The organism is Colwellia psychrerythraea 34H, assembly GCF_000012325.1.
Classification (GTDB): domain Bacteria; phylum Pseudomonadota; class Gammaproteobacteria; order Enterobacterales; family Alteromonadaceae; genus Colwellia; species Colwellia psychrerythraea_A.
The window spans coordinates 1,483,460-1,506,346 of record NC_003910.7 but is presented as its reverse complement, the minus strand read 5'-3'; the positions used below and the strand labels follow the sequence as shown (position 1 = coordinate 1,506,346).

Annotated in this window: 19 protein-coding genes; 8 read left to right on the top strand and 11 right to left on the bottom strand. The window is 39.4% G+C overall.

The genetic code is table 11. From position 1 onward, the window contains the following. Positions 1–16 precede the first annotated feature (16 nt). Positions 17–571 (bottom strand): pyridoxamine 5'-phosphate oxidase family protein, encoded by a 555-nt coding sequence (locus tag CPS_RS06485; protein ID WP_011042298.1) that lies wholly within the window; start codon positions 569–571, stop codon positions 17–19. 178 nt (positions 572–749) lie between these two features. Between CPS_RS06485 and CPS_RS06480 the strand changes: the two genes are divergently transcribed. From CPS_RS06480 to CPS_RS06470, 3 genes are all read left to right on the top strand, one after another. After that, a complete protein-coding gene (locus CPS_RS06480) occupies positions 750–2,114 on the top strand; it encodes an NAD(P)/FAD-dependent oxidoreductase (RefSeq protein ID WP_011042297.1) in 1,365 nt (454 codons plus the stop codon). Between the two features lie 211 nt (positions 2,115–2,325). Next, the gene (locus tag CPS_RS06475) at positions 2,326–3,555 is read left to right on the top strand and encodes a M24 family metallopeptidase (protein ID WP_011042295.1); all 1,230 of its coding nucleotides are present in this window, start codon (positions 2,326–2,328) and stop codon (positions 3,553–3,555) included. Between the two features lie 232 nt (positions 3,556–3,787). Then, positions 3,788–4,756: a collagenase gene (locus tag CPS_RS06470; RefSeq protein WP_011042294.1), complete on the top strand. Its 969-nt coding sequence runs from the start codon at positions 3,788–3,790 to the stop codon at positions 4,754–4,756. Between the two features lie 166 nt (positions 4,757–4,922). On the opposite strand, the gene CPS_RS06465 is transcribed toward CPS_RS06470, so the two are convergent. Then, positions 4,923–5,819 (bottom strand): LysR family transcriptional regulator, encoded by an 897-nt coding sequence (locus CPS_RS06465; protein WP_041737401.1) that lies wholly within the window; start codon positions 5,817–5,819, stop codon positions 4,923–4,925. A gap of 145 nt (positions 5,820–5,964) precedes the next feature. Between CPS_RS06465 and CPS_RS06460 the strand changes: the two genes are divergently transcribed. Further along, positions 5,965–6,237: a hypothetical protein gene (locus tag CPS_RS06460; protein WP_011042292.1), complete on the top strand. Its 273-nt coding sequence runs from the start codon at positions 5,965–5,967 to the stop codon at positions 6,235–6,237. A 274-nt stretch (positions 6,238–6,511) separates the two neighbouring features. On the opposite strand, the gene CPS_RS06455 is transcribed toward CPS_RS06460, so the two are convergent. The 7 genes from CPS_RS06455 to CPS_RS06425 all read right to left on the bottom strand — a co-directional run bounded on the left by CPS_RS06455 (position 6,512) and on the right by CPS_RS06425 (position 15,741). Continuing rightward, positions 6,512–7,462, bottom strand: coding sequence for an ornithine cyclodeaminase family protein (locus tag CPS_RS06455; protein WP_011042291.1), 951 nt, complete (start codon positions 7,460–7,462; stop codon positions 6,512–6,514). A 319-nt stretch (positions 7,463–7,781) separates the two neighbouring features. Beyond that, positions 7,782–8,864, bottom strand: coding sequence for a M24 family metallopeptidase (locus tag CPS_RS06450; RefSeq protein ID WP_011042290.1), 1,083 nt, complete (start codon positions 8,862–8,864; stop codon positions 7,782–7,784). A gap of 51 nt (positions 8,865–8,915) precedes the next feature. Further along, the gene (locus tag CPS_RS06445) at positions 8,916–9,983 is read right to left on the bottom strand and encodes a proline racemase family protein (protein WP_011042289.1); all 1,068 of its coding nucleotides are present in this window, start codon (positions 9,981–9,983) and stop codon (positions 8,916–8,918) included. A 72-nt stretch (positions 9,984–10,055) separates the two neighbouring features. Further along, positions 10,056–11,870 (bottom strand): MFS transporter, encoded by a 1,815-nt coding sequence (locus CPS_RS06440; RefSeq protein ID WP_011042288.1) that lies wholly within the window; start codon positions 11,868–11,870, stop codon positions 10,056–10,058. Between the two features lie 126 nt (positions 11,871–11,996). Further along, positions 11,997–13,529, bottom strand: a complete 1,533-nt coding sequence (locus tag CPS_RS06435) for an aldehyde dehydrogenase (NADP(+)) (RefSeq protein ID WP_011042287.1) — start codon at positions 13,527–13,529, stop codon at positions 11,997–11,999. 187 nt (positions 13,530–13,716) lie between these two features. Beyond that, the gene (locus tag CPS_RS06430; RefSeq protein WP_041736754.1) at positions 13,717–14,730 is read right to left on the bottom strand and encodes a 4-hydroxyproline epimerase; all 1,014 of its coding nucleotides are present in this window, start codon (positions 14,728–14,730) and stop codon (positions 13,717–13,719) included. A 96-nt stretch (positions 14,731–14,826) separates the two neighbouring features. Continuing rightward, positions 14,827–15,741: a dihydrodipicolinate synthase family protein gene (locus CPS_RS06425; protein WP_011042285.1), complete on the bottom strand. Its 915-nt coding sequence runs from the start codon at positions 15,739–15,741 to the stop codon at positions 14,827–14,829. Between the two features lie 568 nt (positions 15,742–16,309). Between CPS_RS06425 and CPS_RS06420 the strand changes: the two genes are divergently transcribed. Continuing rightward, the gene (locus CPS_RS06420) at positions 16,310–17,593 is read left to right on the top strand and encodes an NAD(P)/FAD-dependent oxidoreductase (RefSeq protein WP_011042283.1); all 1,284 of its coding nucleotides are present in this window, start codon (positions 16,310–16,312) and stop codon (positions 17,591–17,593) included. 131 nt (positions 17,594–17,724) lie between these two features. Here the strand turns inward: CPS_RS06420 and CPS_RS23990 are convergent, their stop codons facing one another. Together CPS_RS23990 and CPS_RS23985 are read right to left on the bottom strand one after the other, a co-directional pair. Further along, the gene (locus CPS_RS23990) at positions 17,725–18,324 is read right to left on the bottom strand and encodes a PAS domain-containing protein (protein ID WP_202944304.1); all 600 of its coding nucleotides are present in this window, start codon (positions 18,322–18,324) and stop codon (positions 17,725–17,727) included. Between the two features lie 20 nt (positions 18,325–18,344). Further along, positions 18,345–18,692 carry a hemerythrin domain-containing protein gene (locus CPS_RS23985; RefSeq protein WP_202944303.1) on the bottom strand — a complete coding sequence of 116 codons (348 nt, stop codon included), beginning with the start codon at positions 18,690–18,692 and terminating at the stop codon, positions 18,345–18,347. A 277-nt stretch (positions 18,693–18,969) separates the two neighbouring features. Between CPS_RS23985 and CPS_RS06410 the strand changes: the two genes are divergently transcribed. The 3 genes from CPS_RS06410 (at position 18,970) to CPS_RS06400 (ending at position 22,857) form a co-directional block, all read left to right on the top strand. Further along, on the top strand, positions 18,970–20,880 hold the full coding sequence (locus CPS_RS06410) for a DUF3604 domain-containing protein (RefSeq protein WP_011042282.1): 1,911 nt from the start codon (positions 18,970–18,972) through the stop codon (positions 20,878–20,880). A 107-nt stretch (positions 20,881–20,987) separates the two neighbouring features. Continuing rightward, a complete protein-coding gene (locus tag CPS_RS06405; RefSeq protein WP_011042281.1) occupies positions 20,988–21,818 on the top strand; it encodes a peptidyl-prolyl cis-trans isomerase in 831 nt (276 codons plus the stop codon). Positions 21,819–21,822: 4 nt separating this feature from the next. After that, entirely contained in the window at positions 21,823–22,857 is a 1,035-nt protein-coding gene (locus CPS_RS06400; protein WP_011042280.1) for a HupE/UreJ family protein, read from the top strand. Positions 22,858–22,887: the final 30 nt, after the last annotated feature.

The following is a 22,887-nucleotide window of genomic DNA, read 5'->3' as shown; positions in this document are numbered from 1 at the left end:
TGGAACTAAAGCTTGTTTACAAACCTGACCGTTCAACTATTTCACTATCAAAACCATCAATACTTTGCTGATTTTTCTTCACCCAATATTTTTCAATGCCCACTTTATCTTGTTTTTCTGACCATTTAGCCAAATCGTTACGATCTGATTCATAGGAAAAATAGGGCACCGACATGCCACAAGATGCCTGTACTTTAGCGATATCAAGTAAGAAAACCTGCCGAGAGGCAACGCTTGCTGGAAATAACTCAATGTATTCATTCCACTGCGCATCTCCTTTGTGCAGCACTTTAGCACTGCCATAAGCTCGTAAAGTAAGTGGAGAACCTTCAAACGCACAAAACATAACGGTCATACGCGGATTCATTAAAACATGAGCTGCAGATTCATTACCACTACCCGTATGGTTTAACCAAGCAATGGTATTCGAATTAATTACCCGTAAACTATCCCCGCCTTTCGGTGATAAATTCACGGTACCTGTATCTGCGGCAGTACTAACAAAATAAATTTTTTGTGCTGCGATAAATTCAATATGCATTGGTGATAGTTCTGAAAATTGCTGTCCCATGAGATTTATTCCACTCCTTGATGTCAAAAATACAGTTAATGAGTACTGCCGTTTGTTTAGTTATATTTACAAAATACGCATCATTATTAAAGGAAAACTCTCACTTTATACTGATTTACCCCAACGGGTTGTTTAAGCTATCAAGCTATGAATGTTACAAAGCTGCTTTGGATGAGATATGTACGACCCGCTTCTTGATGAATCACTCGGCTTTAATGCGTCCTACCCTAGCAGCTATTGGGCTGATGTCGCAGGAGTAGCCCCTAAAGATGATGGTCAGTTAAATAAAGATATCACTGTTGATGTTGCCATTATAGGCGCCGGATATACTGGCTTATCAACAGCACTGCACTTAGCGCGTGATCACGGTATCAAGGCGACTGTACTAGAAGCCAATCGAACCGCTTGGGGAGCAAGTGGCCGTAACGCTGGTTTTATTTTAAAGTCCTCCGGGCGTAAACCCTATGCAAGCATGCAATCTCAATGGGGAGAAGAGGTTATGCGAGGCATTTACCAAGAGATGTGTGCGGGCGTAGATACTGTCAAAAGTTTAATCGCTGAAGGCATTGATTGCGAGCCACAAGAAAGTGGTTATATTCGTGTAGCTCACAAGCCCGCTATGTTCAAAAGTTTACTTGCCACGGCAGCATTACAAAAAAAGATGTTTGGCTATGATATCCAAGAAATAAGTCGTGAACAGCTACACCAACAGTATATGGCAGATAACAATGCTTATGGTGCAATACGCTATCAAGATGGTTTTGGTATTAACCCATTAAAACTGGCGTGGGGTTATCAAAAACTAGCTCGACAAGCCGGTGTCACCATTCATTGTGATACTTCAGTAGAAAAGTGGCATCAAGAAACCTCTGATAAAAAAGATCAACAAAGCCAAACAACACAAACATTACACACACCATCTGGCATTGTAAAAGCTAAAAAGGTTGTTATTGCGACTAATGGTTATTCAGCCAAAAATTTCCATCCTTTAATTAAGAGCAAGAGCCTACCTGTACTCTCGCAAATAATTGTTACTCAACCACTAACACCTGAGCAATTGGTCGCTTGTAACTTTTTAACAAGCAATGTCATCATGGATACGCGGGCATTGAAATACTATTATCGAAAGTTACCTGATAATCGTATTTTATTTGGCGGTCGAGGGGCGATAACCGGAAAAAATGCAGCAGATCCATACTATGCTAATCGCTTACTCGCGGTATTGAAAACCAGCTTTCCTTCACTCTCAACACTACGCTACGATTATGCTTGGTCAGGCTGGTTATGTATGTCATTAGACGATATGCCTCATGTTTATCAAAATGAACAACAAAGTGTTTTTTATGCCATGGGCTACTGTGGCAGCGGCGTGTCTTTTTCGGTACAAGCTGGTAAGCGTTTAGCTGAAAAGGTGGCTGGAGTTACAGTGCCCAATTTACCCATTTACCAAACGCCATTAGCAACATTTCCCTTCGCACCGTTAAGGCGTATTGGCCAATGGGGCTATTTTCAATACGGTAAAATAAAAGACCGCTGGCTTTAACGTTTCATTTAACTGAATCCCCCTTTTTAAAGTCTTTTCAGTGTTATAACTCTGAATGATAAAACCCTTAACATTAAGTCTTGTTTCACCGAGCAAAGTGTATACAATATACCTAAATTTATTATTGAGTACTTAAACTAGAACGTAAACTAGTACTTGAATACTCAGTAGATATACTTCAAATAACGTTAAATTTTTAAAGGAAAATGATATGTCCATTGGTATTGGCGGCTCTTCAGCCGAAATAGAATTAAATAAATTAACCGATATGACAGCTGATGTAGCCCCTATCTCATTAGGTGAATATCAACAACGTATTAGTAAAGCACAACAGCTAATGCGTGAACAAAACATTAGCGCTTTGTATCTCAATGCAGGGACTAATTTAACCTACTTTACCGGTACTGTTTGGTATTCATCAGAGCGATTAGTGGGGGCTATTTTACCTGCTCAAGGTGATTTAGTTTATATCGCTCCTTGGTTTGAAGTAAGTACGTTATCGGGCTTTATGCAAGTCAAATCTGAAGTGGCTAGCTGGCACGAACATGAATCACCTTACCAGCTAGTTATTGATGTATTAAAGAAAAACAATTGCGCACAAGGCACTTTTGCCATTGATGAGTCCACCGCTTTTTTTGCTGTTGACGGTATGATTAACGCTGCGAAAGATCAACAGCTCTCGTTAGATTTCACCAGCAGTAAAAGTATTACCGCGGGCTGTCGCATGATCAAATCAGCGAGTGAAATAGCCTTGTTACAACGTGCTAAAGACATGACCATGGTTGTGCACCGAGCCGTAGCCAAAATATTGACCGTTGGCATCACAACGTCACAAGTCACTGACTTTATCAATAAAGCACATCGTAAACTTGGTGCGCCTAAGGGCTCATCTTTTTGCATCGTTTTATTTGGCCAAGACACCGCCTACCCTCATGGTGTAAAAGAACCTAAAACTCTCGATACTAACGATATGGTGTTAATCGATACCGGTTGTTTAGTGCAGGGATATAACTCAGATATAACCCGTAGTTATGTCTTTGGTGAAGCAACAGAAAAACAACGCGCTGTATGGTTACATGAAAAAACAGCGCAAGCACAAGGTTTTTCTGCGGCAAAAATTTCCTCTGCTTGTGAAGCGGTAGATATTGCTGCTCGCCACTATCTTGAAACGCAAGGTTACGGTCCTGACTACCAAGTTCCAGGGCTTCCGCACCGTACTGGGCATGGTGTTGGTTTAGACATTCATGAGTGGCCATATTTAGTCAGAGGCGATAAAACAGCATTAGCTGCTGGCATGTGTTTTTCTAATGAGCCTATGTTATGTCTTTATGGTGAGTTCGGTGTGCGCTTAGAAGATCATTTCTATATGACAGAGACAGGTCCCAAATGGTTTAGTGAGCCGGCTCATTCAATCGATGATCCTTTTGGCTATGAAGCATAATACCAATCCGTATAAGTAAGTTAAGTCGTTCTATACCCAAGCCACATGAAGATGCAGGTTTCAGCTGGAATTAGAAACGCCTTTAGGCAAGGCATTGATTGAAGAGAATAGTTATTCTATTGTCGAAATCAATAACGTAGCATAAAGCGTTTATAAACCAGCCCTGTGGGGACGTTTGAGCGACTCACACCATCTCAATAGACTAAAATAATAATAAGTAAAAGAGATACTGATGAAGAATGCTAAACCCCCACTAATTACTGTTTTAAGTTGTAGTTTCGCTTTGGCTGCCTACTTTATTGCGGATTCATCGATGGCAAATGAGACTCCTGCTGCTGTTGTACAGAACAAAGCAACGGCCATTGAACAACTGGCTGGTGTTGAACAGGTACTTAAGCAAGTACACCATTGCAACAACTCGATTACTCTCCGCTCACAAGCATTGTCTCGTGATAAAGTGAGAAAGGCCTGCAAGGAGCTTATCGCCCAAGAGGATAAGTTTCATCAAACTTTCAATACCCGCAATAAACCTGTTCGTGATGATCATAACATTAGCCTACGCGCGAACTTTTATAGTTCAAATGCAGAATACGTAAAATATGCCACTGAACATTTTACTATGCCTACTAATAATGGCGGCATGTACTTAGAAGGCTACCCAGAGAGACCAGGTAACCACGCTGAGTTTGTCGCCTACGAGCGTAATGGGGGTTTATGGAATTTATCCCATGAATATATTCATTATCTCGATGGTCGTTTTAATCGCTATGGTGATTATTGTAACGGTTTACATGATGATCATGCTGGCCCTGAGTTTTGCCCTACACCTAACTCATCATATCCGCACGGCGTTTGGTGGTCCGAAGGGGTTGCTGAATATATTGCTTGGGGTAAAAACAATCCAAAAGCAATAATAGTAGCAAGCAGTAAAACGTATCCGTTAAGTGAACTATTTAACACTAGCTACAATCAAAATAATGGTAGCGATCGTGTTTATCGTTGGGGATATTTAGCAGTACGCTTTATGATGGAAAACCATCGCGATAAAGTCGAAGAGAGCTTGGCATTATCTCGCCGAGGTGATTGGGCTGGATATCAAGCATTAATGCGTTCTTGGTCAACATCAATGGATCAACAATGGTTTACTTGGTTAGACAGTCTTGTTGAAGAAAAAAACAATGCGGGCAAAGCGACTACATAAGATAACTAATACGTATTAAAACCTGTATTAGTAGCTAAGTTCAGAGCTAACGACATAAAATATTGAGAATAAAGGCGCTAATGCAAATAAAGTTAGCGCCTTTGTTGTTGAGTAAAATAGCTTAATGATAGGTAGACAACACACAAAAAAATATATGGTTATAACATTACGAATTGTAATCAATATGATCCTTAATAAAATCTATAAACACTCTTACTTTTGGTGAGATAAGTTCTCGCTTTAAATAAATTGCATAGGTTGAACTCATACTTTCATACGGACTAAATATATTTTGCTCGAGTACCTGTACTAGTGTGCCATTATCAAGTTCATTGATTACTGACCATTTTGGCATTAAAGCAAGGCCCGCATGATTCAAAATCAATTGTTTTTGACCATTTATTGAACGAACAGTTAACCCACTTTTTATCGTTAATTTTGTAGGCTTATCGTTCATAAGATACCAATCACGCCAACCAGCGTATTCATAACGAATACACTCAAAATCAGTCAGATTAAAAGGTGATTTTGGGGTCCCGTGCTCAGTAATGTACTGTGGGCTAGCGCATAACAAAAAATTATTGCTCGTTAATTTAAGAGCAATTAAATTAGAGTCTCGCAGGCGACCCGTTCTGATTGCGACATCGACATTCTCTTCTACTAAATCAACAACTCGACCTGTCATTTCTAATTCTAAGTTTATTTCTGGGTATAATTTAGTAAAAGTAGGAATCATGGGTAAAATACAGCACTCAGCAAAACCAACTGCCATACTGACTTTTAAGTTCCCTTTGGGTTTTTGCTGCAAGTCGTTCACCGCGCATCTTGCTTCATCAAGATCTGAGACTATTTTTTGTGAGTACTTGTAGTAGGTTTGTCCTGCTTCAGTAAGACCAATATTTCGGCTTGTTCTCTTGAGTAATAATACCCCTAGCTCTTTCTCAAGAGCTGTTAACTGTCTTGATATTGATGAAGGTTGCACATCAAATATTCGACTTGCCTTTGAAATACTGCCAGTCTCTACTACACAATTAAAGTAGTGGAGTCGTGTTAACATGCTCATTTGCATTACCTTACCTATGTAATAAGTAGTGAACAGTAATTCATCTTTGCAATAAAAACAAAGGTAGTTTGCTTACAGCATTCTTGATAGCTTATTCCGCAATGATGTAAAATAGCTCAATGAGTAAAGCTATGAGGTAATATCTATGACTAAAAAGCCAGATTGCACTAGTGCGATGAAAAAGCTAATTACTGAAGTAAGGGGTGACTTTCCTTTTAACGTTCCAGAGGCAAATATTTGTGGTATATCCTGTATTGGCTGCCCTAAAAAGCTATTAGAGATTGTTGATACTGAACTTTGTGACTGGGAGTCAAAACTTGATAATCACGTTGTACCCAAATTTGGTGAAATATCACAATTAGGTAAACTTTGTAAAAATGTAAGACGTGGCTTAAAACGCAATGGTCTAGTCGAATAATGAACTTGCTAAAACCTTTAACTGCCTTTATGACGTACCAATGAGAACAAAGTGTATGGCATTTTTGCCCAGCTACTCCATAGAATCTTGATATTTATGCCGACTCTGTGTTCTGAAAGTTAACCTCCACGGTTGGAGTTCCTGTAGACTTTATCGCTACTCTGGACAGTCCCTACATGGTAACTATTGAATTATAACAAACCATTATACAGCACCATACAGCATCACTAATTACATTGAAATTTCATTGCAATAGTGATGCTTTTTACATAAATTAATCTGCTAACTTTTCTACTACGCTATGTGCCGCTACTAAATCACTAATCGCTGTGCCCACAGACTTAAATAACGTTATTTCATCGCTTGATTGGCGCAGCATTGATGGCGTTTTACACATGTCAGCTAATTCGCCTACAATCTCATCCTTGTTAAAAGCATCTTCTGCCATAGGGATAAGTAATTCACCCGCTTCATTTAAGGTATTCGTTAAACTATCAACAAATACCCTAGCGCGTAATATTGTTGTTGTATCGCATTCACGCGCATCAGTCATGTGATTACCTAAGCAATCAATATGACAACCTGCACTCACGCTATTCCCATCAAAAAGAGGTGTTTTTGCCCCCGTTGCACAGCAAATAATATCAGCACTTGCTACCTCAGCATTGACATCAACACTGGTTTTAAACGTAACAGCTGGATACAAAATACTAAAGTCTGCAATCAGTTTGCTAACTTTTTTTGCATTACGTCCCCACAGAGTAACTTGCTTAATATCTCGCACAGTTAAATGCGCTTTTACTAAATAACTTGCTAGATTTCCGGTACCAAATAACATCAGATGTTGGCTATTTTTTCGAGAAAGTAATTGGCTGGCTAATGCTGAAATAGCTGCTGTTCGCCAATACGTAACACTGGTGCCATCAACCAGTGCTAACGGCTCACCTGTTTGGCGTTTAAACAGCATTATTTTCGAAAACAAACCCGGTAAATCATGCTTTTTCGCGTTGTCAGGAAAGTAAGTGAAAGCTTTATTACCAATCACTTCTTCATTCCATGAAGGTAATAAGGCAAACGCATCATGATTTTCACTTTGCTCAGGCGCTAGTGAGTAAACCTGACGCTGAGGCATACTAAATGGGCGACTAAAACTCTGTTTTAGTAAAGGGATCAACTCTTCAAAGTTTAGGTTTTGGTGGACTTGTTCGGCGCTAATAATTTTCATCGAGATCTCATTTTCACTGTTAATGTTGTAAAGTAGTTATACCAATTCAAGTAAGTATGATCACACACAGCGAGACTTAAAAGGCTTAGAGGCAAGGCATTGATTGAAGATAATGGTTCTTCCCTTTTCAAAATTAATAACGTGGCATGTAAGCCTTTTAAACTCGCCCTTTGGGAGTTTGTCAGCAACCTGATAACCGCACATAATTCCCTTAAGATAGAATAACTATACATAAAAAAATTATATTTGTTCTCAAGCTGCTGACAAGCTCTGAGTGGGAGCAAACTTATTTGACTTGGTATCATTGGGTAAAAATTCGCTAGAGTTCAATCAACCCCTTAGGCGATTTAGTCAGTATTTTTAAACCCTCATCAGTTAACACCACATCATCTTCTATGCGTATACCACCCCAACCAGGAATGTAAATACCCGGTTCGATGGTAATAACGCAACCTTTCTCAATAGTCGTATGACAGTCAGGTCCAATGAATGGTTGTTCATGTAACACTAAACCTACTCCATGTCCTAAGCCTTCTCCTGCGTATTTTTTATATTCACTGTTGAGTAATATGTTTGCTGATTGTTGATATAAATGACTGCCTAATACACCTTCATAAACTGCATCAATTGCCGCTTGCTGTGCTGATTGCACCAATTGATAGATATGTTTTTGCTCTGCACTTGCTTGACCAAAAACAAAGGTACGTGTCATATCTGAGCGATAACCATTAACCACAGCGCCAAAATCAATTAAGATGATATCACCAAGCTTTAATTGCTTGTCTGACGGAATACCGTGAGGCAAAGCACTGCGCTCACCAAATAATAAAATGGTGGCAAAAGATACTTCTTCTGAGCCAAGTTTCGCCATTTGATAATCTAGTTCAATGGCCAGTTCTCGCTCAGTAACACCCGCTTTAACTGAATTAAGCATGGCAGCTAAAGCTGTGTCTGCTATTTTTGCTGCTTGCTCAATCGAAGAAATTTCACTGGTCGATTTAATAAATCGTAGTGCTTCAACGGCGCCACTAACAGCTTCTATTTGGCTCAACTTCGTTAATTGGCTGATCTGTTGATGAATCTGTTGCCATTGCATCACACTAATATGTTCACTTTCAAAACTAAGGCTTTGACAATCATCTTGAAATAACAAGTCTTCAATCAGCGAAGCTAAACTTTGATTGGCTCTATCTCGGCAAATAACGTTAAAGTGGCTGGCTTGTGTTTTGGCTTGCTCAAAGTAACGGTAATCAGTCAGTAAATAGTTGCCTTTGCTGGTCAATAAAATGGTCGCTGCATGGCCAGTAAAAGTTGAAAGGTAACTGATATTGATATCACTAAAGATCAACATGGCACTGTGAGACTTGTTTAATATTTTCTCTCGTAATCTTGTTAAGTTCATAATACTCCTTAAATATTTTAGTTCTAATTTTTTAAATATATATTTATTTGATTATCTTAATAAAAAACCATATTTCAACGGATCTTCAGCGTTAATAAACCACTGGCCTTTACCACAGACATAGGCATCGCCTGTTACCTCAGGAATCACCGCATCAAAACCGGCAAAGCATACTGTTTCAATAGCTCGGACACTAAACGAACTCGCTAAAATGCTCTCTATGGTAATCGTTTCATTTAAAACTATTTGCTGTTTGGCATGATGCAAAGCGATACGTCCACTAACCCCACTGCCAGTAGGACTCCTATCTAATTCGCCATCAGCAAAAATACAGACATTGCGTGAATGCACATCTTGATTCGGTGAGTCATCAATAAAAATAACGCCATATAAAAAACTCAATTCTGCGGTCGTTGGATGATTAATTTCAAACTGAGGAATAATGGCTTGTTTGATTTTTCGGCCATACGCTATGAGCTTTTCTTGTTGCTCAGGCACCAATGACAAACCAAGAGAAGAGGCTTGTACATAAGCATAAAAAGCACCACCGTAAGCAATATCAAACTGAACCATGCCAATGCCATCAACCTCAACCTGTTGATCTTTGGCATAAACAAATGAAGGTACGCATTGAAAGCTAACGTGTTTCACTACATTATTGTGGCTATAAGCCATTGCGTAAATCTGTCCACAAGGTACATCGATAACAACTTGAGTAACATCGCCTGTTCTGGCAACTACACCTGACTCTACCGCAGTTTTTGTCAAAGCTATAACTGCATGACCACACATACTGCTATAACCTTCGTTATGAATAAACACAGCACCAAAGTGGCTATCGTCTCGCTCAGCGTCAGTAATAATAGCGCCATACATATCAGCATGCCCCCGAGGCTCAAACATCAATGCTCGACGAAGTTGATCATAGTTTTGCTTACAATCATTTGCTTTTGCCAAAATGGTATTGCCTTTTAATACAGGAAAACCACTGGTGATAATACGCAATGGCTCACCACCGGTATGGCACTCAAGGGAATTAATGGTTAAATAACTTTCTTGCTCAATTTTTGGCTGCCATTGTTCAAATTTTACAGCTGCTTGCGCTATATTTTTTGTCATTGCTGATTCTCATTCCTTAACAATTTACTGAAACACAATGGTACTACTCTATTTTTACTCATAACTTATTCCTTAAGCGACCGATAATGACTGCTCTTTTTGTGCTAACTGCTGTTTTTGTATATCGCTAATAAAGTGCTTATTAAAAAAATAAAAAGCGATACAAGTCACAAAACCTAGACAGGCAATAATGGCCCACATCCATTCAGGACGTGATAATTGGCTGGCAAAATAGCCATATAACCAACCTGAAAGTAAGCCAGCAAATAAATTACCTAATGCCATAGAAACAAAGTAGTAGCCCATGAACATGGCCGCTTTATCTTTAGGGGCAAAGCTTGCCACGTATTCTTGGCTTTTAGGTGCTGAAATCATCTCGCCAACGGCAAATACCATAACCCCACAACACACAAACAATCCGCCAAAGATCAAGCCGTGGGCAAAGCCCTGCATTAACATAGAAACGGATAAAATGGCGGTACCGACAATCAACGCCGGCAAGGCTTTAAACTTATCAACAACGTGGCTGATAGCAATTTGAAAAATAATAATCATTAAAAAATCGATGCTTAAAATAGTCGCGGGATTCATTTGACGATATTGCGTCGACCACTGAATCGCTAAGTTTTTGCTTAATGCTTCTGCACTTGGGTCCGTTACTAACTGCATTTGATTTAGTTGAGCAAAACTATGGATAATTTCATGCTCAGGAATACGTACATCGAGTGCGGAAAACGTGCGTATTACCTCTTGTAAAGCCATAGGACTTTGGCCGATATCGACCTCTCGATAATACTCAGCTAATCGTGAGATTTCCCCCGATAGTATGTCAATATTAACTGACGTTAAAACATCATGTAACCAAGGACTAAGAGAATGAAGAATTGAGACTAAATCTGAACTATCGACAAAATCTCGAATGTAGACAGGTAAGGTAACGAAAATTTGCATATAGACAGTCCAAAACCCTGTCAAAATAAGCAAATAGATCATAAAAGGTTTATTACCAATACGCATTTTTTGTAAATACCATGGCAAACTTACTGGCGCTAACAAGTCATGTTCAGTGACTTTATTGCTATTTGGGGCACTATATTTCGCCACAGTAATATCCCAAACAGCAGCACTGATCACCAGAAAGATAACAATTAACAGCGTACTTTGTGCGCCAATAAAACCCGCATAAAAAGCCACTAACAGCACCAATAAAGGAACGACTAATAAGGCTAAACGGAAATTACCAAGTACCTGCTGCATTTCTTGAAAGACTTGTTTCAGAGTTTTGTTTTTTGCATGACGTTCAGGCTCTTTATAGAAAAATAACGCTGGAATAAAATTTACCGAAATCCAAATACAGGCAAAAATGAACACCCATTGCCAGCCATAATGCTTTTGAATTATCGGCGCTAATACTGGGCCTAGAAAGCCGCCAATATTAACCATCATATAAAAAATACCAAAGCCTAAACCGCGGTTAGTATCATCCGTTGTTCGGCTAATGGTTGCGGTGACTACTGGTTTAAAGATTCCAGCGCCAAGCGCTATCAACATGAATATGCTCATAAAGCTTGTTAAATCTTTGGCGTAACCTAAGAAATAATAACTCGGCGCCATTAAAATAAAAGACAATAAGAACATTTTTCGATAGCCAAATCTGTCTGCTAATGCGCCAGAAATGACAGGAAAAAGATAAAGAAAGAAAGGCACCACGCCCATAATCAAGCCACGCTCAGTATTACCTAAACCTAAGCCGCCTTGAGAACTTGGCGTCATAATATAACTAGCAAGTAGTGTATACATGCCATACCAAGCAAGTCGCTCAAAAATCTCCATGGTATTGGCTACATAAAAGGATCGCTGAAAAGGACTTCGTTTAGTTTGGCTCACTATCTTATCTACCTGTAGTGTAAAATCTGTGACAATAGTTCAGTTCTGCAATTGAACGTAACAATGAACTTTAGCGAAAAAAAAACCAAGAACATAATGTGCACTTGGCTTTAAACTTATCTTTAGTTAATCTCTCAACAAGGTCGGTAACAACTCTGCCGGCATATTTTGATAACAGATAGGACGTCTAAAACGAGTAATGGCTTCACTGCCCACTGACGTTGTTCTGATATTAGTTGATGCTGGGAACGGACCACCGTGATTCATTGAGGCGCACACTTCAACACCTGTAGGCATTTGATTGTAAATCAAGCGTCCTACTTTATGGGCAAGACTTTGACTCAGCACTTTGGCTTCAGCTAAATCACTATTCAAACCATGAATACTGGCGGTTAAATTACCTTTAAGTAATGTTACAAACTCCATCATTTCAGTCGTATCTTCACAGCGAACAACCAAAGCACTAAAGCCAAACACTTCTTCTTGTAATAATGGCGTTTTAGCGAATGTAGCAAGATCGGTGGCAAATAAAGACGCTGAACACTCTTGCTCATTTCCCATAAGGCCTGTTGATAGCAAACTAACACCGCTCAGCGCTTCACGCTCTGCAACAGCATCGTTATAGCTGGCACACATGGCAGGCGTTAACATAACACCAGCAGATTGTTGTGCTAACGCTTCACTTGCTGAGGCGATAAAAGTTTGGTAATTTTCACTTTCTTCACTACCTACGACCACCCAAACCCCAGGGCTGGTACAAAATTGTCCTTGTCCCATCATTAATGAAGCAACTAGGCCTTGTGCTATTTCATTGCCATCTTGTGCCAATTTATTAGGCATAATAAATTGCGGGTTAATACTGCCAAGCTCGCCATAAAAAGGAATAGGCTCAGGGCGTTGATAAATTTGCGCTTGTAAAATCATACCTACACGTTCAGAGCCCGTAAAACCAACAGCCTTCACTAATGGGTGAGTCACAATTTGCGTAGCAATAGCGTAGTTTTTACCTTGAATAAGGGAGAACACTCCACGGTCTAATTCGCAAATATCAATCGCTTTGAGTATTGCTCTTGCGACTAATTCAGCGGTAGCTGGATGTGCGGCGTGCGCTTTCATCACCACAGGACAGCCCGCAGCTAATGCCGATGCGGTGTCACCACCAGCAGTAGAGAAAGCAAGAGGAAAGTTACTTGCTGCAAAAACACCAACGACACCTAAAGGTAAATAACCTAAACGGGTATCTGGCTTTGGTAACGGTTGGCGATCATTGTTTGCTTGCTCAATAACGCCTTGATACTCACCTGCTTCTAATAAATCAGCAAATAAACCAAGTTGGCCAATTGTTCTGCCTCGCTCACCTTGAATACGCATTGCTGGTAAACCTGTTTCACCACAAGCGGTTTCAACAAGTTCATCACCTAAGGCAAGAATTTCAGCCCCAATGGTCCGTAAGAAAGTAGCGCGCTTTTTTGCACTTAACTGGCTATAAGTAATGAACGCTTCATTGGCACGGTTGACCGCGGTGTTTACTTCAAGCATTGTTGCCTCAGCAAACTCAAGATCAATAGCACAATGTGTTTGGGCATTAAATGCTTTAAAGCCACCTTGTGTATTGCCTGACCATTCGCCAGCAATTAAATTCTGTCCTGTTATTGTCATGTTCTTACTCACTTATATTGCTAAGTGCCTTTATTAAATAAAGACACTGGGTGTAATTCGTAGTTAAATTTGTATTTAAATTCTGCTTAAAGTTGTGCTTAAAGTTGTGCTTAAACCTTCACTTAAACAAAGAATACGATGGGAGTTTTCCATGTTTTCACCCTTTGTTAGCTCTGTATTAGTTAGTTTACTTAACGCTAAAGCCAAAAGCATAAGGGTCATCGTCATCAATAGTGATGCAGTTTTTTGCAAAAACTTTCGCCCAACCTTGTATGCTCGGCATTATGGCGGTTATAGGTTTGCCTTGAGTAGCTAACTCCACAACACCTTCAATCTTGCCGGTGAATTGACTACCGATATAACTCTCATGAATAAAAGTATCCCCTAAAGCTAACTCACCTTTGGCAAATAATTGTGCCATTCTCGCGCTAGTTCCCGTGCCGCAAGGAGAGCGGTCAATGGCTTTATCGCCATAAAATACCGCATTGGCTGCGTCTGAGCCTTTGGTTTGCGATTTTCCTGTCCACAAAACGTGGCTAACGCCATTAACACTGGCATCTTCTGGGTGAACACAATCAAGGGTTTTACTTGCCACTTCACGAATAACAGGACTCCACTGTAATATCGCTGCAGCACTCCATTGGTCGATTCCGGGGAAGTTTTCTTGTGGTTCAACAATCACATAAAAATTACCGCCGTAAGAGACATCGACAGTTAACTGACCCAACTCAGGAATATCTAAAGTGATATCTCGGTGTGCTAAGTAGGAGGCAACATTGAATATTTTAACGTTAGAAACTTTGCCATCATTTTCTTGATACTCAATGATAATTTGACCTGCAGGCACATCGATAATGAGCTTACCTGGAATTTTTGGCGTGATAATACCGCTCTCTAATCCTGCGGTAACCGTGCCAATAGTGCCATGGCCACACATAGGTAGGCAGCCAGAAGTTTCAATAAATAGAATCGATGCATCGGCATTATTACTGCAAGGTGGATATAAAAATGCACCAGACATCATATCGTGCCCACGCGGTTCAAACATTAACCCTCGACGTATCCAGTCATAGCGCTCAATGAAATCAAGTCGCTTTTCACTCATAGTTTTACCCACTAAATGGGGGTGACCGCTGGTTACTAATCGAACCGGATTACCACAAGTGTGTGCATCAATACAAAAAAATGTACCCTTAACCATATTGTCCCCAAGCGTTGTAATTTATCTTAATTAACTAACGATGCGCGAGTACTGAAAAAGACTTTCAAGACTCGCGAATTAATGAGAGATCGAAAATTAATCTAAGTTGAATTTGCTTAAATCGATACGATTAGCAACCGCTTCATTATAGATACGTTCAACGTTTGCTCGCTCATCACCAACTAAAGGCATACGTGGGGCACGTGTTAATTCGCTACCACGACCAGCAAGTTGTTCACATAATTTAATGCACTGAACAAGTTTAGGTACGGTATCTAAGCGTAATAAAGGTAAGAACCAGCGCCAAATTTCAAGGGCTTCGGCATAACGTCCTTGCTCTGCTAATTTATAGATAGCAACGGACTCTTTTGGGAAAACATTTGTTAAGCCTGAAATCCAGCCAGTACAACCCAGCATTAAAGATTCAAGGGCAATATCATCTACACCGCCAAAGATAACAAAACGATCATCAAATGCGGAGTACAACTCAGAGATACGACGCGTATCTTCAGTTGCTTCTTTAATTGATACTATGTTGTCTTCTTGTGCCAAGATTTTCATGCCTTCAATGCCAACATCAACACCATAAGTAACAGGGTTGTTGTAAATCATAATAGGTAAACCACAATTACGCGCAATTTGCTGATAATGATTTACCGCTTCGCTTTCATCAGATTTGTAAATCATGCCTGGTAAAACCATTAAGCCATCAATACCTATTGCTTCGCAGGCTTGTGAGAATTCAATCGCAAACTGAGTCGATGTTTCAGCAACACCAGAAAGTACCGGCACACGACCCGCAACAACTTCTTTTACCGCTTTTAAAATAGCGACTTTTTCTTCACGGGTATGTGAAGCATTTTCACCAACAGTTCCTAAAGCAATGATGCCATTAACACCTTCTTTGATAATGGTATCAACCATTTGAGTAGTTGCTTCAAAGTTAATAGATAAATCTTCGTTGTATTGCGTTGTTACTGCTGGGTAAACACCTTGCCAGTTTACGTTCATAATATTCTCTTCATTTTTCGTGATTAAAGACCAATCGCGACACTCCACAATTGGTTTTGATAAACTATTGCTAGTCAGATTTAAATATATTGTATACAATATTTAATTTGTGGCAAGTATAATTTTTGACTTAACCTCAACTCTGCTTAAGAGATAGATAAAACAGTAAATTAATTATTAAGCCGTGCTGAGGTTATTTAATCAAAATGCCAATATACCCGTGATCATTCAAAATGCATGTTTCAGTGGGAGAAAAAACGATTTAGGCAAGGCATTGATTGTAGTGAATGGTTGTTCAGGAGAATATGCTCCTGCATTCTCTAATAAGCTACATCCATGTAGCGTCTTTCTCAAAATCAATAACGACGTATAAATCGTTTTTAGCCCCATCAAAGAAGCGCTTGAGTAATATCATTTTATTGTTGCGCCAAAGAAATAGGGAATAACCCTGATTTAATTGACGCGCCTCAAACTGAAATTGCTCAAGCACTCTGAATCGAGCATTTTGAATGATTACGGGTATAACACTATCGATTTAAACTTTCAGTCATCACAGGGTATTAGTTAAATGAGCACAGTCGTTGATCAAGAAGGGAATAACAAACAACAAACCGTTGCGGTTATCGGTGCTGGAATTATCGGTATAAACTGTGCGTTAGAATTACAAAGCTTAGGCTATCAAGTGACCTTACTTGATAAAGAAGGCATTGGTTTAGGGTGCTCTAAAGCTAATGCTGGTCATTTTGCTACTGAACAAGTCTTTCCACTTGCTGAGTTTTCATTGTTATGGCAAATGCCAAAATTACTGTTTGATCCGCTTGGGCCTGTCGCTTTATCTGCCAAGCACTTCATCAAAGCCATTCCGTGGTTTATGCAGTTTTTTAATAATATGCGCCCAACACTACGTAACAAAAACAAGAAAGCCCTACAAGCACTCAACAAAAATGCCATCCACCATTATACAGCACTACTGAAAGCTGCTGAGGCCGAGCATTTAATTAGCTTAGATGGTTCGTTACTAGTCTTTGAAACCAATGACCGAACTAAAGTTGAGCTTATGTATCAGCATTATTTAGCTGCGGGCATTGCGGTAAAACTTTTAGATAAAAGGCAAACCCTTGAGTTAGAGCCCAATTTAAGTAACAACATCAACTACTCACTATATTTTACTGATGTTGCCCATACAATTGACCCGCTAGCACTGAGCAAAACATTGGCTGAGTTTGCGATGTGTAAAGGCATGACCTTTCAACAAACAGCCGTAACTTCTGTCACTCAGACACAGTCTGGAGTCACCGTAGAGATAGATGAACAACATTTACATGTTGATCACTGCGTTATTGCATGTGGCGCGTGGTCAAAAAAGTTACTCAATGGCTTAAACTATCATTTACCTATCGAAGCTGAGCGAGGATATAGTTTGAGTTTGCCCATTTCAGCAGCAGCCAGCGCCCTTTTGTCTCGGCCCGTTGCTTCTGCCGAACGTCGCTTTATTATTACGCCGATGGGTAAAACATTAAGGTTAGCAGGTACTGTTGAATACGCGGGGCTGAACGCTCCGGCAAATTATAAGCGTGCTGAAATGTTAAAAGGTAATGCCGCTTATATTTTAAAGAGATTGCCTGAAAATGAAGAGAAGCAAGAAGCTTGGATGGGGTGTCGTCCATCACTACCTGACTCTTTACCTGTAATTTGCCAAGCGCCAAATCATGATAAAATTTTTTTTGCTCTTGGGCATCAGCACTTAGGGTTAACCCAAGGAGCAATAACGGGGAAACTTATCGGTCAGTTAGTGACAGGGCATTCACCTGAAATTAATATAGACCCTTTTTGTATCCGCCGCTTTAACTAAGCGATATTGAATAAGTTAACTCTGTTCAGAAAAAGGTATTGTGGTAAATAACCACCCTGCCTTACTAATATTAGCTTTATGCTTTTGTGAATTTTATTATTTTAATTGAGATACAGTTAACTGAGATATCACTAGCCCCAATCAAGTAATCGTTGCTGACCTTCTATTTTCAAAATCTCAGTGATATCTTGCGACATTTCAATAACACCTTTGTAAGTGCCTTCTTTATCTCTAATAGCAAAGTAACGAATATGAATTTTCTTATCTTTAAAGTTAATCCAAAATTCAGCCTTATCTTGGGTACCCTTTTTAAATTCTTCAAGAATTTTCAAAACGTGATCGACTGACTTAGGTGGGTGACAGAACTTAACTTCCCGACCAATAATACCAGCAGAGCGAGGGAACACACGGTTATCACCGCGATTGTAAAAAACTACGATATCATTTTCATCAACATAGGTAAGATCTATTGGCATAAACTGCAACATCAGGTTTAACTGCTCTGTCGAAATATAGCCTTCATCAAGGCGAATACGATCGTCGGTTGAAAAAGGTAAACGGCGTTTACGCCTATCTTCGCCAGGATGCACGTACTCTTCTGCTGGGTAAGGTACTGGCTCTTTAGCTAACATCCAACCAATCTCCATATCCCCTTCTCGCATCTCTTGCCAATCTTCTTCACTTAATAATTCAAGGGCATTTGGAAAAAGTCTGTGCTCTTCTATCTCCATTAGGTGAAATAATTCACGGTCTATACGTTTGACAATTCTGTGACTTTATTAAGTGACTTTGCTTCTATACAGCCCCTTACTTCACGGAATAAATCTCGTATTTCATCGTGAAATGCCCACATTCCTTGGCTAGGTCCTGTCCAACCATGTTTCTCCAAATAAGGGAAAAGCTGGTTTTCTTTTCGAGTAAAGCGCTTTTCAACACCAGATAGTTGATTAAATACATTAAAAAATAATTCAAAATCAACTTGCGCATCTATTGCACATATCTCTGAAAGTAAAGATTGAACCAACAGATTTTCTTCAAAGTAAACTTTTACAGGATGTCCATCAGGTAAAGCAGTTACATATTCTGGCCAAGAACTCATCACTAGACTCTATTAAAAATAAAACAGCATTTTTACAAATTCAAAATATTCATGTTTAGGCATAGATCATAACTTTTCTAATTAGTTGTTATAAAGTAAACAAGCCAGTACTGAGTTGATCAGATCATCGAATAAATTCAAATCATAGTCAGCTATCTTCAAGTTGAGTATTGAAAAGTAACCCCTTTCCTACTTTACACAACTATAATCACCAGCTAACCTTAGGTGTAATTTTGTACTATAAGTTATTGTTGTTAGATTCTTACAAGGACTGGTTATGCTGAATAATAAGATTGTTACCGCCGTTAGCCTTGCTTGCGTACTTGCCGCTGGGCAAAGTGCGTTAGCTTCACAAACAACCGAAGCGGATAAAAAATATTCGCCTCGTGCGAATAATACGCAACCTAATAATGTGTATTGGGGCGATTCTCATCTTCATACCGGTCTATCACTTGATGCTGGCTTATTTGGTAATACCGTTAGTATTGATGATGCCTATCGCTTAGCCCGAGGCGAACAAATTAACTCCGCGAAAGGTATTCCAGTAAAACTTGCCCGCCCGCTAGATTGGTTAATTGTGACTGACCATTCAGATTTAATGGGTATTGCCACGGATATTCAAAATGGTACCGATAATATTTTAGCCATACCCAAGGCTAAAGAATGGCATGAAGGGTTTAAAAAAGGTGGTAAAGCCGCTGGCGAAGCTGCTTTTGATTTAATCGGTAACTTTGCTCAAATGACGTTACCTAAGCAACTGGTGAAAGAATACAGCCCTGGCTCTGCAGTATTTAACCGTATATGGAAAACCATAGTCAATGCCGCAGAAGAGCATAATGAGCCAGGACTCTTTACTGCTTTTATCGGTTTTGAATGGACCTCAGTGCCTAAAGGTTTCAACTTACATCGAAATGTTATTCTTCGTGATAATGCCGATTTAGCTTTAAAAGTTGAGCCTTTAACAACACAACCACCACTCGGTAGTACTGATCCGTTAGCGCTATATCAATGGTTAGAAGATTATGAAAAAAATACTGGCGGTAGAGCTTTTGCATTTTCACATAACGGTAACTTATCAAATGGTTGGATGTTTCCTACCGAAGGAACTTATGCTGGTGGCACCGTTGATAAAAATTATGTAAAACTCCGCGCTAAATGGGAACCGCATTACGAAATTACCCAAATAAAAGGTGATGGTGAAGCACACCCTTATTTATCACCTGAAGATGAATTTGCTGATTATGAAACCTGGGATGTGGGTAATTTAGATATTTCCCAAAAGAAACAACCTGAAATGCTTAAAGGCGAATATGCCCGTGAAGCGCTTAAACAAGGGTTACTGTTAGAGAAAAAATTGGGTTATAACCCCTATAAATTTGGTTTTGGTGGCGCAACAGACAGCCATACCTCATTAGCAACTGCTGATGAAGATAACTTCTTTGGTAAATCTACCAGTGTTGAACCCTCAAAAGATCGTATTAACCATCCATTTGTTTCATCTGATTTAGGTGCATTTGAGGGTTACAAGTTAGTTTCTTCTGGTTATACCGGTATTTGGGCACATGAAAATACCCGTGGCGCATTATTTGATGCCATGGAGCGTAAAGAAACTTACGGTACCACGGGCCCTCGCATGACAGTTCGATTCTTTGGTGGTTGGGATTATAACAAACAAGATTTACAAGCCAATGATCCGGCAAAAGTAGGCTACGCGAAAGGTGTACCAATGGGCGGTGATCTTGTTAAGCAAAAATCTAACAAAGCGCCTTCTTTTATGGTTTATGCTATGAGAGATCCGAAAAGCGCTTACCTTGATCGTATTCAAGTCATCAAAGGCTGGTTAGATAAATCAGGTAAATTACATGAGCGTGTTTATGATGTTGCTGTTTCTGATGGGCGTAACATTGACAGCTCAGGCCGTACTAAAAAGGCAGTAGGTAACACCGTTGATTTAAATACGGCGACTTGGACAAATAGCATTGGTGATGCACAGTTATCTACAGTGTGGACCGATCCTGACTTTGATAAAAATGAGTCGGCATTCTACTACACCCGTGTTATCGAAATCCCAACACCGCGATGGGTGTTATACGATAAAGTAAGGTTAGGTGCTGTATTACCTAAAGAAGCAGAACTTGTTGGTCAAGAACGCGCTTATTCTTCGCCAATTTGGTATTCAGCTAAATAAGAATCAAGCTCTGTGAGTGTGATAACTCCCAGAGCTTTCATCCAATCACTGACAATAGACCATTAATTTTTATTATTTTACATCTACTTTATATTACTACTCATACTATGCTTAAAAAACTGATTACCGAACCACTGGTTCACTTCCTCGTTATTGCTATTTTGTTATTTATTATCTTTGAACAACTTAATGCACAAGATGACAACCCGAATACAATTACCATCAGCCAAGGGCGAATAGAACAAATTAAACAAAACTTTTTAACTCGCTGGAACCGTGCCCCTTTAGCAAAAGAGTTAGAAAATGCAACACTTCACTACGCGGTTAATGAGATGTATATTCGTGAAGCACGCGCATTAAATATGGATAGGGGTGATAAAGTAATTGATAGACGTTTAAGACAAAAAATAGAGTTTTTGATTGAAGATCTTGTTACGACTAAAGAGCCAAACAATACAGAGTTAATGCAATTTTATCAGCAACATATTGAAAACTATCAAACCCAGCAAGTGCTAAGCTTTCAACAAGTTCATTTATCCATTGATGGTAATCACGATGAATTACAACAAAAAATTGTTCTGCAGCAACTATCAATCAAACAAGGTAAAACACCACAAGGCGACCTGAAATTCCTCCCTTACCAAGTAACCAATAAAGATTCTGTGCAAATAGATAGATTATTTGGCAAAAGTTTTAGCAAACAATTAATCCATGCTCCTTTATCTTCATGGTCTGGGCCTATCGAATCTTCACATGGCGTACACTTTGTTTTAATCGAACAAAGAAGTCCTGCGGTCAATAAAGCTTTTGAATCAATAAAATCAACGGTATTATCGGATTGGCAATATAAAAACTTACAAAGCGCCAAAGCAAGCTTTGAGGAACGCCTACTAAAAAGTTATACCATAGCGCAAGAACCTGCAGCTAAGGCGGAGTGATTTGATGATCTTTGCTATGCAGGTAGAAATAAAAAGGCTATTACGTTTTACGTTGCTGTTACCACTTTTGACTTTCTTTTGCAGCCAAGTACTCGCCGATGACATGAGGCCGGCCTCACTAACAATTACCGCAACTAGTGACACAGATTTTGACGTGGTTTGGAAAGTACCACTTCGCAATGGTAAAAAAGAAAAAATTAGCTTTGTATTACCTAAGAATAGTCAGCAGTTAGGTTTAACAAGAAAACATGTCGTTAATAATGCTTATATCGAATATAGCCGATTTCATCGAGCAACGGGGTTATCAGGAATGATGCTCAGCATTGACGGCATTGAAAGATCAAAGGGCGATATACTCGTTCGAATAATAGCAGTGAATAAAGACACCCTAACAACCATACTCAATGTAGATACTCCTGAATACTTGATAAAAAAAGTGGTCTCACTAAGTACCTTTGACACTGCGATTACCTATATAGAAATTGGTATAGAACACATTCTCATTGGTTTAGACCACTTATTATTTGTTGCTTGTTTGGTGTATATCTCAGGTACGCGAAAAAAACTACTCTATACCATTACAGGTTTTACCATAGCTCATTCAATCACACTATTTTTGTCAGCAACAAATGTCATGGTTATCCCAATTGAGCCAGTAGAAGCGGTTATCGCATTAAGTATTATTTTTTTAGCCTGGGAGATAGCCAAAAACAAACAGCACAGTTTAAGCTTACGCTATCCGGTCTTGGTCTCATCGAGTTTTGGCTTACTTCATGGATTTGGTTTTGCGGCAGTACTGAGTGATATAGGGCTACCCGAAACGGAAAAATCATTAGCATTATTGAGTTTTAATATCGGCGTAGAATTAGGTCAGTTAATTTTTGTTTTGGCACTATTTTTATTGGTTAAGTTCGCATCAGTACTTTATAAATGGCTACAACATAAGCCATTAACCTTACCCATGCTGCGTTTACCAATTAGTTACCTTTGCGGTATCACAGCAACCTTTTGGCTAATTGAACGATTAGCGGCCTTTTAACAATCGGCTTTACCAGCTAAGTAAACAAGT